Here is a 13,071-nt window from a genome sequence, read left to right on the forward strand (position 1 = left end):
GGCGGGCGGCTCGGCGGACGCGGGGGCGGGGGGGGGGGGCGTCGCGGCGCGCGCAAGGTGCGGGGGCGGTGCGGCTCGGCGGGCGCCGTCGGCGGGCGGGGGTGCGGCTCGGCGGGCGCCGTCGGCGGGCGGCTCGGGTGGGTGCGCGGCCGGCGCCGAGGCGGGCGAGCGCGAGGCGTGCTGCGCCCCCGCACGTCGCGGGGCCGGGGCGCGCCGCGCCCGCCGCGGGGGCCGCGCCGCACCGGGCCGCGCGCCGCGAGGGCCGAGCCGCACCACACCGGGCCGCGACAAGCTCGCCGTGCCGCCGAGACTCCCCGAATCGACCCTCAGGACGTCGGGCGGGAGCATCCCTGGTCGCGCCGCCCCGCCGCGACCTGCCCCAACGCCACCCAAACTTCCCAAATCGACCCTCGAGGCGCCCCGCAGCGTCGATTTGGGGAGTTTCGCAGGGGCGGGAGCGGGGCGCGCGGAGCGCGCGGGGGGCGGGAGCGGGGCGCGCGGAGCGCGGGGGGGGGGCGGGCAGGGGCAGCGCGGGGGTCAGGCGGGAGTCGGGCGGACTCCTGGGGCGCCGTCGAGGTCGGGTCCGATCCCCGTGTCGAGAGCCGGCCCGGACTCGGCGGCGCTCAGCGCGTTCTCGACGGCCGAGCGCACCAGGGGGCCGAGCAGGCGGCCCGGATGCTCCACCCCGATGTCGCGCAGCATCCCGGCCGCCTGCGCCACGATCGCCGCCGAGAAGCCACGTGCCGTCGCGATCGCCTCGGAGTAGGCGGCGCGATCCGACTCGGCGACCACGATCGGCTCCGCCCCCATCTCGACGACGAGCGCCTGCGCGATCGGCAGCACGGGAGCCGGCGCCGTCACGACGCACCAGCTCTCACGCAGGCGGACCAGGTCGACGCTCGTGCCCGTGAAGTCCATGGCGGGATGGATCGCCAGCGGGATCGCGCCCGCGGCGAGAGCCGGCGCCAGCACCGAGATGCCCACGCCCGGGGCCGTGTGCACCACGAGCTGGCCCGGCTGCCACGCTCCGGTCGCGGCGAGGCCCGCCACGAGGGCGGCGAGCTCCGGCTCGGGTACCGCGAGCAGCACGAGTTCGCTGCGTTCCACCAGCTCGGGCACCGACAGGATCGGCACCCCTGGCAGCAGCGCATCGGCACGGTCGCGCCCCGCCTCCGAGAGGGTCGAGATGCCGACGATCGCGTGCCCCGCGCCGCCGAGCGCGGCCCCCAGGACGGCCCCGACCCGGCCCGCGCCGACCACGCCGATTCCGAGGCGTCCGTCGCGGCGCGCGGCGCGGGCGTCGTTGAGCGCGTCGCTCACGCGCCGGCCTCGAGCGCGCCCGGTCGAAGCTCGGCCGGATTCGGGCGCGCGCGTCGCGGCGTCGTCGTGGCGCCGGATGCCCGCCAGCGGTGACTGCGGTCGGCCGCGGCTGCCGCGATCCCGCTCGCCGCGACCTCGCGGAAGAAGCGCGCGGCATCCTGGGCGTCGAGGGCTCCGAGCGTCGCGCGAATCGGCCCGGCCACGGTGTGCACGTGCACGTCGGCGAGCCGCAGCAGCCGCAGCAGCGGCCCCTGGTGCACCGAGACGCTCTGCATGCGCGCGGTCGGCACCACGACGAGCGAGCGCCAGATCGCCCCCCGGCGCAGCAGCACGGCCTGCGGCTCGAGGGCGAAGCCGTTGCGGCGCCACGAGAACCAGCGCAGCACGGCGGCCCGACGCGGTGAGGTCCGGTAGCCGTCGTCGCGGCGGGATCGGGCCAGGCCCGCTTCGATCAGCGCCGCAGCCCCGTCGTCGACGAGGTCGGGCAGCACGAGCTCGAGCACCTGGAAGACCTCGGCACGGCTGCCGACCGGCAGGATCGTCGAGGTGCGACGCCCGCCCTCGGCGCGATCGGAGTGCGCGGCGAGGTTGATGCGCACCTCCCACCAGTCCGCGGGACGCCAGAGCAGCGGCTGACTGATCTCGACCGAGTGGATACGGCCGGGCGGCAGCGTCTCGTTGTTCATCGAGAGCAGGCCGTAGCCCACGCGCACGCCGTCGGGCGTCGCGGCGATCGAATAGCGCAGCGAGCGCGAGAAGCGGCGCACGATCTGCGAGCCGATGCCGAACAGGGCCGGGATGACGACGAACAGCACGACGAAGACGTGCGCGACGCTGGCCAGCACCGCTCCGGCGACCACGAGCAGCACGAAGATCACCGTGCGATCGTGCAGCACGGTCGAGCCGAGCAGCCGTCCGAGGTGCATCGTCACGACGGCGCCGGGCGGCGCGAGGTCGGGGTTCCGCTCGGGGGCGATGAACTCCTTCGCCCGCTGGCCGACGATGCCGGCGAGGGTGCCGTCGTGTTCGGGGGCGGTGGCCGCGCCATCCGATGCGGCCGTGCCCGAGGCGAGCTGCAGGATCACCTGGCGCAGCGCGTCGGCGTTGCGCCCGCTGAGGTAGGCCAGTTGCACGTTGGCGTCGTGACCGGCCACGTTGATGTCGAGCCGCGCGGCACCGAAGAGCCGGGCGAAGAGCGGCCGACCGACGTTGATGCCCTGGATGCGGTCGAGTCGCCCGCGCCGATTGGTGCGGAACAGGATGCCGCTGCGCACCTCGACGAGCTCGTCGGTGATGCGGAAGCTGTGCACCCGCCACGACAGCCAGAACATGACGATGATCACGACGAGCACGCCCAGCACGACCAGCAGCGCGATCGGGATGAGCCCGCGGCGCACGATGATGTCGATCGGGTCGCCGCCGTACTGCGGACCGCCCCCGACGAAGAACTCGAAGATGCGCTCGCGCAGGTTCGCCAGCACGAATCCCGCGATCGCGACGAAGGCGAACCCGCCGCGCAGCAGAGGCGTAGCCGGGTGCAGCCGATGCCACTCGCCGTCGGCGAGGTCCTCGGCGACGCTCGCGATCGTCATCGACGCCTCATAGGCCGGCCCGGCGGCTCTCAGCCAGGTCGACGAGCCGGTCGCGAAGCTCTTCGGCGTCGGCCATCGGTAGACCCGGGACTGCCACGTTGCTCGCCGATGCGGCCGTGACGAGCTTCAGCTCGGCGAGCCCCATGGCGCGATCGAGGGGCCCGCGGTTGATGTCGACGAGCTGCATGCGGCCGTAGGGAACAGCAGCGAATCGCTGGAACATGATCCCGCGCCGCACCAGGAAGTCGTCGTCGCGCAGCAGATACCCGATCGCGCGCACCCGGCGCGGGGTGAAGGCGATGACCACGATCCCGATCGCGAGCACGACGCCGGGCAAGGCGAGCAGGGCCGGTAGCTGTGCGATCCAGAACGGGACGGCGGCGGCCGCGGTGAGCGCGAGGGTGCCGAGGATCGAGCCGACCAGGTCGACCCAGACGAAACGGGGCGAGACCCGCCGCCACTGCCCGGGAACGGGGTCGAGTGCGCCGCGCGGCGTTGCGGGCATGGCCGGAGTGTCGCTCACGACCTCAACGGTACCCGGGCTCGGCGACGGCGCGGCCGTGGGGCCGGGCGCGGAACCGCTCATGGCTGCGCGTGCGCCGGGTCGTGGTCGGCGTGATCCTCGTCGTTCTGCGGCGGTACCCGGCAGAGGAACTCGGCGACGAGGCCCGCGACGAGCAGCAGGATCGCGGCCCCGAACGAGGCCAGGATGCGCAGCACGAAGTCGGCCGTCGTGGAGTTCGACCGGATGAGCAGGTCGATCGTGAAGCCGAGACCCACCCCCGAGAGCAGGGCGCCGGTCAGGCTCGACGCCTTGGCCAGCACGACGACCCGCATGGCGTAGAAGGCGTCGATCCGCCGTCGCACCGGTCCGTGGGTGGCGCGGTACACCGGAACGGCCAGGACGACGATCAGCACCGCGATCGCCGCCAGGGTGATCGCGAAGCTGTATTCGGGCCGCACCTTCGGCAGGCCCGCGGCGGCCAGCGCGAGCTGGGAGAGGAACCCGAGCACCGTGCCGATGACCCCGAGAGCGACGAGCGGGCCCGGACGGGTGTGCTTCACGGCAGGGCCTCCACGAGGTCGGCGACGCGGCCGTGGCCGGGCAGCACGGCATCCGGGTCCACCTCGAGCCACGGCTTCAGCACGAAGTCGCGCTCCGCGGCGCGCGGATGCGGCAGCGTCAGCCGCTCGGTGCTGCTGACCATCCCGGCGAAGTCCACGATGTCGAGGTCGAGGGTGCGGTCACCCCAGCGCTCGGCACGGACGCGGCCATGCGCCTGTTCGATCGTGCCGAGGAGGTCGAGCAGGGCATCCGGGGTGAGCGTGGTGGTGACGAGCGCGACCGCGTTGAGGTAGGCGGGGGCGTCGTGGTCGACCCCGCCCGGCCGCACGGCCGGGGTCTCGACGACGCTCGAGATCGCGGTGAGCTCGACTCCGGGCGCGTCGGCGAGCTCGCGCGTCGCTGCGAGCAGGGTCGCGCGACGGTCGCCGAGATTCGCTCCGAGCGCGATCACGGCCGGGGACGCGATGAGGCGTTTGGTCACACTCATGGCTGCCGCTCCCTGACGATCGTGACACTGACATCTTCGAACGGCACCGTGATGGGCGCGTTCGGCTTGTGCACGGTGACCTCCACCGAGTGCACCCGCCGATGCTCGAGCACGATCGCGGCGATGCGCTCGGCCAGGGTCTCGATGAGGTCGACCGGATCGCGCTCGACGGCGGCGACGATCGCCTCGGCCAGCACCCCGTAGTGCACGGTGGCTGCGAGGTCGTCACCTGCACCGGCGTCGGCGAGCGAGAGGTGCACGACCACGTCGATCACGAACGGCTGCCCCTCGACGCGCTCGTGCTCGAGCACGCCGTGGAAGCCGGTGGCCCGCACGCCGGTGAGGGTGATGCGGTCGAGGGCGCTCACGGGCGCGCTCCGGACTGCCAGCGCGTCCACACGTCGAGCGCCAGGCGGGTTGACGCGACGTCGTGCACCCGAACCGCCCAGGCTCCGGATGCGGCGGCGAGCGCGCTGATCACGGCGGTGGGAGCATCCCGATCGCTCGTCGGCGCCCCGTCGGGCAGCAGTTCGGCGAGGAACCGCTTGCGCGACGCCCCGATCAGCACGCCGTGACCCAGCGACGACAGCTGCTCGAGGTGACCCAGCAGGCGCCAGTTCTGCTCGGCGGTCTTGCCGAAGCCGAGGCCCGGGTCGACGACGATCTGCTCGGGTCGCACGCCCTCGACGACGAGGCGCGCGATGCGGCTCTTGAGTTCGCGGCGCACCTCGGCGACGACGTTCCGGTACTCCGGCTTGGCGTCGGCGCCGCCCTCGCGCCAGTGCATGACGACGTAGTGCACCCCGGTGTCGGCGACCGCCCGCGCCATGGCCCCGTCGGCGAGGCCGCCCGAGACGTCGTTGATGATCTGCGCGCCGGCGTCGACGGCGGCGAGGGCGGTCGAGGCGTGCTTGGTGTCGATGCTCACCGGGATGCCGCGGCTCACCAGTTCCCGGACCACCGGGATCACACGGCGCTTCTCGGCCTTCGGCTCGACCGGAGTCGCGCCCGGGCGGGTGGACTCGCCCCCCACGTCGACGATGCTCGCGCCCTGCTCGACGAGGGCGACCGCGTGGGCGACGGCCGCGTCGACGTCGGCGTACCGCCCGCCATCGCTGAACGAGTCGGGGGTGACGTTGAGCACGCCCATGATCTGGGGCGCGACCGGACGGGCGGTCATGAGGCGACCCCCTCCGGGCGAGCCGCCGCGCCCGTGCCGATCAGGCTCATCGCCTCGGCGCGCGCGATCGGATCGGCGAGCGCCCCGCGGCTTGCGACCGTGACCGTCGTGCTGTCGACCTGCCGCGTTCCGCGGGCCGTCACGCAGCCGTGGCGGGCATCGAGCACGACGAGGACGCCGCGTGGATCGAGGCCGCTCTCGAGAGTCGACGCGACCTCCTCGCCGAGCCGCTCCTGCAGCTGCGGGCGGGCAGCGAGGATCTCAACCACCTGGGCGAGCCGTCCGAGGCCGACGATGCGGGATCCCGGCAGGTACGCGACGTGCGCGACCCCCGTGAACGGCAGCAGGTGATGCTCGCAGATCGAGCGGAAGGCGATGTCGCGCACGAGCACCAGTTCGCCGAGTTGACCCGGCGCGGCGAGGAACTCGCTCGCGTCGAGCAGCGGCGCCAGGGGGTCGCGGTCGAGCCCGGAGAAGAACTCCGCGTAGGCCTCGGCGACCCGCCCGGGGGTCGCCACCAGGCCGGGCCGCGAGACATCCTCGCCGATCGCGGCGAGGAGCTCGGCCACGGCCGCCTCGATGCGTCCGGAGTCGATCACGGCCCTCCTAGGCGGTCGCGATACCTGGGGTCTTGCGCGGGCGCGGGGTGCGCTTGGGCCGCGACGGCGGCGCCGAATCGATCCCGCCATCCACGGCACCCTCGTCGACCGCCGCCTTCGCGGCGATCTTGATGGGCGGCACGTCGCTGATCGGACGCCGATCGCTCGACAACCACTGCGGACGCTCGGGCAGCCGCTTCACGTCGCTGAAGATCACGGCGAGCTGATTGTGGTCGAGCGTCTCCTTCTCGATGAGCTGCCTGGCCAGCTCGTCGAGGATGTCGCGGTTCTCGTTGAGCACCTGGAACGCCTCGTCGTGGGCCTGCTCGATGAGCAGCCGCACCTCGTTGTCGACCTTCTCGGCGATCTCTTCGGAGTAGTCGCGCTGGTGACCCATGTCGCGACCGAGGAAGACCTCGCCCTGCGACTGGCCCAGCTTGACCGAGCCGATCGCGGCGCTCATGCCGTACTCGGTCACCATCTTGCGGGCGATGCTGGTCGCCTTCTCGATGTCGTTGGATGCCCCGGTCGTCGGGTCGTGGAACACGAGCTCCTCGGCGACGCGGCCGCCCATCGCGTAGGCCAGCTGATCGAGCAGCTCGTTGCGCGTCACCGAGTACTTGTCTTCCAGCGGCAGCACCATCGTGTAACCGAGGGCGCGGCCGCGCGGCAGGATCGTGACCTTGGTGACCGGGTCGGTGTGCCGCATCGAGGCCGCCGCGAGCGCGTGGCCGCCCTCGTGGTACGCCGTGATGAGCTTCTCCTTCTCGTTCATCAGGCGGGTGCGGCGCTGCGGGCCGGCCATGACGCGGTCGACGGCCTCGTCGAGGGCGCGGTTGTCGATCAGTTGCGCGTTGCTGCGTGCCGTGAGCAACGCGGCCTCGTTGAGCACGTTCGCCAGGTCGGCACCCGTGAAGCCGGGCGTCTTGCGGGCAAGCACCTCGAGGTCGACGCCCTTGGCCATGGGCTTGCCCTTGGCGTGCACCGTCAGGATCTTCTCGCGCCCCTTCAGGTCGGGCGCGTCCACGCCGACCTGGCGGTCGAAGCGGCCGGGCCGCAGCAGAGCCGGGTCGAGGATGTCGGGGCGGTTGGTCGCCGCGATCAGGATCACGTTGGTCTTGACGTCGAAGCCGTCCATCTCGACCAGCAGCTGGTTGAGGGTCTGCTCGCGCTCGTCGTGGCCGCCGCCCAGACCCGCACCGCGGTGCCGGCCGACGGCGTCGATCTCGTCGACGAAGATGATGGCGGGCGCGTTCTGCTTGGCTTGCTCGAAGAGGTCACGCACACGGCTCGCGCCGACGCCGACGAACATCTCGACGAAGTCCGACCCCGAGATGGAGTAGAACGGCACGCCCGCCTCGCCGGCCACGGCGCGCGCGAGCAGCGTCTTGCCCGTTCCGGGAGGGCCGTAGAGCAGTACGCCCTTCGGGATGCGGGCCCCGACCGCCTGGAATCGCGCCGGGTCCTTCAAAAAGTCCTTGATCTCTTCCAGCTCTTCGACGGCCTCGTCGGCGCCCGCGACATCCGCGAAAGTCACCTTGGGGCTCTCCTTCGAGACGAGTTTCGCCTTCGACTTGCCGAACTGCATCACGCGGTTGCCGCCGCCCTGCATGCTCGAGAGCAGGAACCAGGCGAAGACGCCGATCAGCAGCACCGGCCCGAGGATGCTGATCAGGCTCAGGAACCAGTTGTTCGTCGGGGGAACGTCGTTGTACTTGGCCTTGGAGGTGTCCACGGCCTTGACGACATCGGTCGCCCGGGCCGCGACGTAGTTGAACTGCACCGACTGGCCGAGGTTCTGGCCGCTCGCGTCGGTGTACGCCGACTTGAGGGAGAGGTCGACGCGCTGCTCGCTGTCGTTGATCGTGACGGACTTCACGGTGTTGCCGTCGAGCAGGGAGAATCCCTCCTCGGTGGTGATCTGGCGCGACCCGGCACTGCTGATCAGGCTGAAGCCGATCCAGAGCGCGAGCGCACCCAGAACGATGTACACCAGTGGCCCGCGAAGTATGCGCTTGAAGTCCATAGTCGCTCGGGCGTCTCGCCCGATCCTCCCTCAGAAACGTGACTGCCAGGCTATCGTGCGTGTCCTTGGCGGCGTCTGGATGTTCGCCTCCGGCATATCGGCTGGTTTCAGCTGTAGACGTGGGGGGCCAGGACGGCCACCGCGCGCAGGTTGCGGTAGCGCTCGGCGTAGTCGAGGCCGTAGCCCACGACGAAGGCGTTCGGAATGTCGTAGCCGACGTATTTCGCGTCGATGTGCACCTTCTCGGCCTCGGGTTTGCGCAGCAGGGCGCAGATCTCGAGGGATGCCGGGTTGCGGCTCTCGAGGTTGGCCTTCAGCCACGAGAGGGTCAGGCCCGAGTCGACGATGTCCTCGACGATGAGCACGTGCCGGCCCTGCAGCTCGGTGTCGAGGTCTTTGATGATGCGGACGACACCACTCGACTCGGTGCTGCTGCCGTAGGAGCTCACCGCCATCCAGTCCATCTCGACGTCGCGCCGGAGCTCGCGAGCCAGGTCGGCCATGACCATGACGGCACCGCGGAGCACGCCGACGAGCAGCAGATCGCGACCGGCGTAGTCGATCTCGATCTGCCGCGAGAGCTCGGCGATCCGCGCCTGCAGCTGCGCCTCGGTGTAGAGGATCTCCTCGAGATCTCCGTCGACGTCATGCGGTTCCATCTGCGCCTCTCGCCTCGAAGCGGAGCTTCCCGCCCCGCCGCACCACCCTAACGCCGGGCAGATCCAGCCCGGTCTGACCGTGCCAGTCGGTGACCAGTCGGGCCACGTCGAGGGTCTGCGCCCGGCTGAGCGCCACTCCGAACTCGGCCGAGACCACCAGGCGGATGATCCGCTGACGCAGTGCCGGCGGGTTGGCGGCCAGAGCGTCGACAGGCAGCGCGAGGCCCGCCTCGGAGTGCTCGGCCAGGTCTTCGGCGACCTCGGCCGCGAAGGTGTCGAGTGCCGCCGCGTCTTCGCGCAGCTGCTCGGCGGTACGGGCGAGGGCCTCCGCGACGCCGGGCCCGAGCTCGGCCTCGAGCACCGGCAGCACGGTCTGCCGCACACGCACCCGGGTGAATCCGGGATCGGCGTTGTGGGGGTCGAGCCACGGCTCGAGCCCGGCGTCGGCGCACGCCTGCACGGTCGTCGCGCGCCGGACGCCGAGCAGCGGCCGACGGAAGCTCCCGCCGGTGGCCATGGGCCGCTCGGCCGGCATCCCCTGCAGGCTCGCGGCGCCGCTGCCCCGGGCGAGCCCGAGCAGCACGGTCTCGGCCTGGTCGTCGAGCGTGTGGGCCAGCAGGACAACGGACGCCTCGAGGTCGGATGCCGCCCGCTCCAGCGCGGCGTAGCGGGCGAGGCGGGCCGCGGCCTCGGGGCCGCCGTGTCCGCTGCCGCCGTGTCCACTGCCGACGTGCCCGCCGCCGACCCACACGCGCTCGACCCGGACGGGCGCGAGTCCGAGGGCGGTGGCCTGCTGCGCGGCTCGCGCCGCGACATCCGCCGAGCCGTTCTGCAGCCCGTGGTCGACGATCAGGGCGCCGCCGCGCCAGCCGCCTCGCGGCGCCTCGAAGGCGAGTGCGGCGGCGAGCGCGAGCGAATCGGAGCCGCCGCTCAGGGCGACGAGCACGAGCGCGTCCGGCGAGAGACCGTCGAGGGCCGCGCGGGTGGCCCGCCGCAGCTCGGCGATCGCGGGGGTCAGTCGGGGGCGATCAGGCATCGGCTAACGTTATTGCGTCATCCGACCCCGCCGGAAAGCCCCGAGGAGAACCCCCAGCCATGGCCGACTACGCCGCGATCATCGAGATCCCCAAGGGCAGCCGCAACAAGTACGAGGTCGACCACGAGACGGGCCGGGTCTTTCTGGATCGCGTGCTCTACACGAGCTTCGTCTACCCGACCGACTACGGCTTCTTCGAGCACACCCTCGGTCTCGACGGCGACCCGGTCGACGTGCTCGTGCTGCTCGACTACCCGCTGTTCCCGGGCGTGGGCGTGACGGTGCGCCCGGTCGGCGTGTTCAACATGACCGACGACGGCGGCAGCGACGCGAAGATCATCGCGGTGCCGGCGAAGGACCCGCGGTGGGCGCACATCCAGGACGTCACCGACATCCCGGAGTACACCCGCAAAGAGATCGAGCACTTCTTCGAGCACTACAAGGACCTCGAGCCCGGCAAGTGGGTCAAGACCGAGGGCTGGGGCGACGTCGCCGAGGCGGAAGCCGTGATCGCCGCCGGCCTCGAGGCCTACGTTCCCCCCGCGGGGCACTAGCCCCAGGGGCCCGTCGGTCTCCGAGATCACCCGGCACCGTGCCGAATCAAGGAGATCTTCTGCCCGCGAAGCGGCAAGGGCGGTAGCAGTAGGGCTTCCGATCACGATCCGCTCGATTCGGCACCGCCCATGTGCGGCGGTCGGCGAGGAAGCCTAGTCTTCTGACCGTGACCCTCCGCGTGGTGATCGCCCCCGACTCGTTCAAGGGCAGCTTCGACGCGTCGGCGGCCGCCGAGGCGATCGGGAGCGGATGGCGTGCCCGGCGCCCCGAGGACGAACTGATCCTGCTTCCGCAGGCGGATGGCGGTGAGGGCACCCTCGACGCGATCGCCACCGCCGTGCCGGGAAGCCTGCTGCGCGACGCCGGGCCGGTCACCGGTCCGGACGGTCGTCCCACCGAGGGCCATTGGCTGGAGCTGCCGGACGGCACGGCGGTCGTCGAGCTCGCCCAGATGGCGGGCCTCCCCCTGATGGATGCCCTCGACCCGATGGGCGCCACGACTCGCGGCCTCGGCGAGGTGATCGCGGCGGCGCTCGACGCCGGCGCCTCTGCTCTCGTCATCGGTCTGGGCGGCTCCGCATCGACCGACGGCGGTGCGGGGGCGCTCCGCGCGCTCGGACTCGAGCTGCTCGACGCCGACGGGGCACCGGTGCCCGACGGCGGAGGCGGCCTCGCCCGGGTCGTCTCGATCGACGCCTCGCGCCTTCGGACTCCCCCACCCGGCGGGGTGCGGCTGCTCAGCGACGTCACCGCACCGTTGCTCGGCTCCACCGGGGCCGCCGCGGTCTTCGGACCGCAGAAGGGGGCGAGTCCCGAGCAGGTGGCCCAACTCGACGCCGCGCTGGCCCGCTACGCGGCCCTGCTGCAGTTCGCCCTCGGGGTGGACGGCGGCGCGTCGCCCTGGGCGGGCGCCGAGGGGGCGGGGGCGGCCGGCGGAACGGGCTACGGGCTTCTCGCGGCCTGGGGAGCCGGGATCGAAGCCGGGTCGGCGGCCATCGCGCGGCTGACCGGGTTCGCCGCGGCAGCGGCATCCGCGGATGTCGTGATCACCGGCGAGGGCCGCTTCGACGCCACCTCCAGCACCGGCAAGGTCGTCGGCAACGCCCTGGCGCTCGCGGACGTGGGCGACGCCCGCGCCGCCGTCATCGCCGGGATGCTCGACGCCGACCCGGTGACCCCCGCGGGGCGCCGGGTCTGGTCGGCGAGCCTGAGCGACCTCGCCGGATCTCCCGACGCCGCAATGGACGATCCCGGCCGCTGGTTGTTCGCCGCCGGCGTCGAGGCGGCACGCGCGCTCGGCTGACGACGCGACCCGCACGCCGGCTGAGGCCCGTGCGCTCAGCCCGTCGGACGCCCCGCGTACGGCACGAGGTCGCCGTAGCGCACCGGCTTGATCCGCACCGTCACGCCCGGGTACGGGGCCTCGATCATCTGACCCCCGCCGATGTAGATGGTCGTGTGGTACTTCGACGCGGTGGTCGAGCCGCCGTCGGAGTAGTACAACAGGTCGCCCGCCTGCAGCTGGTTGATGTTCACCAGCCTGCCGTGCGAGGCCATGTAGTTGTACTGGTTGGTGGCCGAGTGCGTTCCGATGTAGACCCCGACGACCTGGTAGCTGACCAGGGTCAAACCCGAGCAGTCCCAGGTGCTCGGCCCGGCGCCCCCGAGCACGTACGGTTTGCCGAGCTGGGCCTTGGCGAATGCGATGGCCCCCGCCACGGCTCCGGCGACCGGCGCCGAGGGGTTCGGGTTGATCACAGGCGCCGAGGGCGGCGTCGACTTCGCGTTCTGCGCGGCCTCCCACGCCACGCCGGCCTCGTACTGCTGCTCGATGCTGGCCGTGGTGTTCTTCAAGCTCGCGAGCTGCGCGTACATGGTCGACTGCGCCGCCTGCTGCTGCGCGAGCTGCGACTGCGCGGCGTCGGACGCCTTCTGCGCCGCATCGAGCGCGGTCTGGGCGTCCCCGGCGAGCGCGACGCGCTGCTTCTCAGCGACCTTCGCACTCGCGACGAGCGACGACGCGGTGTTCTTGTCGAACTGGGCCTTCTTGAGCAGCTGCACCGAGGTCTCGCTCAATCGGCTGGCCGTGCCGAGGTTGGCGAGCAGCTGGTCGGCCTGGCTGGCGGAGCCGAACAGCACGCCGAGCGTGATGTTGCCGCCTCCGGTCTGCGCGAGCTGGGCGATGAGGGCCGAGGCGCGCCTGGCCGACTTGTCGGCTTTGGCCTGGGCGGCATCCGCCTGGCTCTTCAGCCTGTCGGTCTTCTTGGTCGCGGCGTCGAGCGCATCGCGGGCCTGGTTGTACAGCTCGCCCTTCTCGAGGGCGACTTTGCCAAGCGCGGCGGCCTGGGCCTCGAGCCCGTTCAGGATGCCCTGGATCTTGGTGATCTCGGCCTGCTTGGCCGCCTGGTTGGCCTTCGCGGCCTGCACATCCTGCCAGCTGGGGTAGTCGGTCTTCGCCGCGAAGGCGAGCGTCGGCGACCCGGCCACGAGGCCGAGAGCGGTCACGATGGCGATTCCTGCGGACGCGACAGCAGCCGCCGCCCCCCTGGGG

General features: G+C 72.3%; 14 protein-coding genes. 2 read left to right on the forward strand and 12 right to left on the reverse strand.

Translation table 11 applies throughout. The annotated features are described in order from the left end of the window. Positions 1-537: 537 nt before the first annotated feature. From ACFPJ4_RS07525 to tilS, 11 genes are all read right to left on the reverse strand, one after another. Positions 538-1,320, reverse strand: a complete 783-nt coding sequence (locus ACFPJ4_RS07525) for a DUF2520 domain-containing protein (RefSeq protein ID WP_386739792.1) — start codon at positions 1,318-1,320, stop codon at positions 538-540. After that, complete coding sequence (locus ACFPJ4_RS07530; RefSeq protein WP_386739793.1) at positions 1,317-2,912, reverse strand: PH domain-containing protein; 1,596 nt, start codon at positions 2,910-2,912, stop codon at positions 1,317-1,319. Before ACFPJ4_RS07530 ends, ACFPJ4_RS07525 begins: the two co-directional genes overlap by 4 nt. Positions 2,913-2,919: 7 nt before the next feature. Beyond that, positions 2,920-3,417, reverse strand: a complete 498-nt coding sequence (locus ACFPJ4_RS07535) for a PH domain-containing protein (protein ID WP_386740611.1) — start codon at positions 3,415-3,417, stop codon at positions 2,920-2,922. Between the two features lie 77 nt (positions 3,418-3,494). Next, positions 3,495-3,977: a DUF3180 domain-containing protein gene (locus tag ACFPJ4_RS07540; RefSeq protein WP_386739794.1), complete on the reverse strand. Its 483-nt coding sequence runs from the start codon at positions 3,975-3,977 to the stop codon at positions 3,495-3,497. Continuing rightward, entirely contained in the window at positions 3,974-4,465 is a 492-nt protein-coding gene (gene folK / locus ACFPJ4_RS07545) for a 2-amino-4-hydroxy-6-hydroxymethyldihydropteridine diphosphokinase (RefSeq protein WP_386739795.1), read from the reverse strand. The genes ACFPJ4_RS07540 and folK overlap by 4 nt, the downstream gene beginning before the upstream one ends. Beyond that, positions 4,462-4,833: a dihydroneopterin aldolase gene (gene folB / locus ACFPJ4_RS07550; protein ID WP_386739796.1), complete on the reverse strand. Its 372-nt coding sequence runs from the start codon at positions 4,831-4,833 to the stop codon at positions 4,462-4,464. Before folB ends, folK begins: the two co-directional genes overlap by 4 nt. Then, positions 4,830-5,645, reverse strand: coding sequence for a dihydropteroate synthase (gene folP / locus ACFPJ4_RS07555; RefSeq protein ID WP_386739797.1), 816 nt, complete (start codon positions 5,643-5,645; stop codon positions 4,830-4,832). The genes folB and folP overlap by 4 nt, the downstream gene beginning before the upstream one ends. Further along, positions 5,642-6,241 carry a GTP cyclohydrolase I gene (gene folE, locus ACFPJ4_RS07560; protein ID WP_386740612.1) on the reverse strand — a complete coding sequence of 200 codons (600 nt, stop codon included), beginning with the start codon at positions 6,239-6,241 and terminating at the stop codon, positions 5,642-5,644. Before folE ends, folP begins: the two co-directional genes overlap by 4 nt. Before the next feature lie 10 nt (positions 6,242-6,251). Beyond that, positions 6,252-8,270: an ATP-dependent zinc metalloprotease FtsH gene (ftsH, locus tag ACFPJ4_RS07565; RefSeq protein ID WP_386739798.1), complete on the reverse strand. Its 2,019-nt coding sequence runs from the start codon at positions 8,268-8,270 to the stop codon at positions 6,252-6,254. Between the two features lie 107 nt (positions 8,271-8,377). Next, positions 8,378-8,929, reverse strand: coding sequence for a hypoxanthine phosphoribosyltransferase (gene hpt, locus ACFPJ4_RS07570; RefSeq protein ID WP_386739799.1), 552 nt, complete (start codon positions 8,927-8,929; stop codon positions 8,378-8,380). After that, positions 8,916-9,965: a tRNA lysidine(34) synthetase TilS gene (tilS, locus tag ACFPJ4_RS07575; protein ID WP_386739800.1), complete on the reverse strand. Its 1,050-nt coding sequence runs from the start codon at positions 9,963-9,965 to the stop codon at positions 8,916-8,918. The genes hpt and tilS overlap by 14 nt, the downstream gene beginning before the upstream one ends. Positions 9,966-10,024: 59 nt before the next feature. Between tilS and ppa the strand changes: the two genes are divergently transcribed. Next, the gene (gene ppa / locus ACFPJ4_RS07580; RefSeq protein ID WP_386739801.1) at positions 10,025-10,519 is read left to right on the forward strand and encodes an inorganic diphosphatase; all 495 of its coding nucleotides are present in this window, start codon (positions 10,025-10,027) and stop codon (positions 10,517-10,519) included. 167 nt (positions 10,520-10,686) lie between these two features. Continuing rightward, positions 10,687-11,823 carry a glycerate kinase gene (locus ACFPJ4_RS07585; protein ID WP_386739802.1) on the forward strand — a complete coding sequence of 379 codons (1,137 nt, stop codon included), beginning with the start codon at positions 10,687-10,689 and terminating at the stop codon, positions 11,821-11,823. A gap of 35 nt (positions 11,824-11,858) precedes the next feature. On the opposite strand, the gene ACFPJ4_RS07590 is transcribed toward ACFPJ4_RS07585, so the two are convergent. Then, positions 11,859-13,025: a C40 family peptidase gene (locus ACFPJ4_RS07590; protein WP_386739803.1), complete on the reverse strand. Its 1,167-nt coding sequence runs from the start codon at positions 13,023-13,025 to the stop codon at positions 11,859-11,861. Positions 13,026-13,071: the final 46 nt, after the last annotated feature.

The organism is Lysinimonas soli, assembly GCF_042655435.1.
Taxonomy (GTDB): domain Bacteria; phylum Actinomycetota; class Actinomycetes; order Actinomycetales; family Microbacteriaceae; genus Lysinimonas; species Lysinimonas soli.

Excerpts from the sequence above, each read along its gene's own strand:
- ACFPJ4_RS07530 (WP_386739793.1), bottom strand. The coding sequence starts at position 2,912 with ATGACGATCGCGAGCGTCGCCGAGGACCTCGCCGACGGCGAGTGGCAT.
- tilS (WP_386739800.1), bottom strand. The coding sequence starts at position 9,965 with ATGCCTGATCGCCCCCGACTGACCCCCGCGATCGCCGAGCTGCGGCGG.
- ftsH (WP_386739798.1), bottom strand. The coding sequence starts at position 8,270 with ATGGACTTCAAGCGCATACTTCGCGGGCCACTGGTGTACATCGTTCTG.
- hpt (WP_386739799.1), bottom strand. The coding sequence starts at position 8,929 with ATGGAACCGCATGACGTCGACGGAGATCTCGAGGAGATCCTCTACACC.
- ACFPJ4_RS07535 (WP_386740611.1), bottom strand. The coding sequence starts at position 3,417 with ATGCCCGCAACGCCGCGCGGCGCACTCGACCCCGTTCCCGGGCAGTGG.
- folK (WP_386739795.1), bottom strand. The coding sequence starts at position 4,465 with ATGAGTGTGACCAAACGCCTCATCGCGTCCCCGGCCGTGATCGCGCTC.
- ppa (WP_386739801.1), top strand. The coding sequence starts at position 10,025 with ATGGCCGACTACGCCGCGATCATCGAGATCCCCAAGGGCAGCCGCAAC.
- folP (WP_386739797.1), bottom strand. The coding sequence starts at position 5,645 with ATGACCGCCCGTCCGGTCGCGCCCCAGATCATGGGCGTGCTCAACGTC.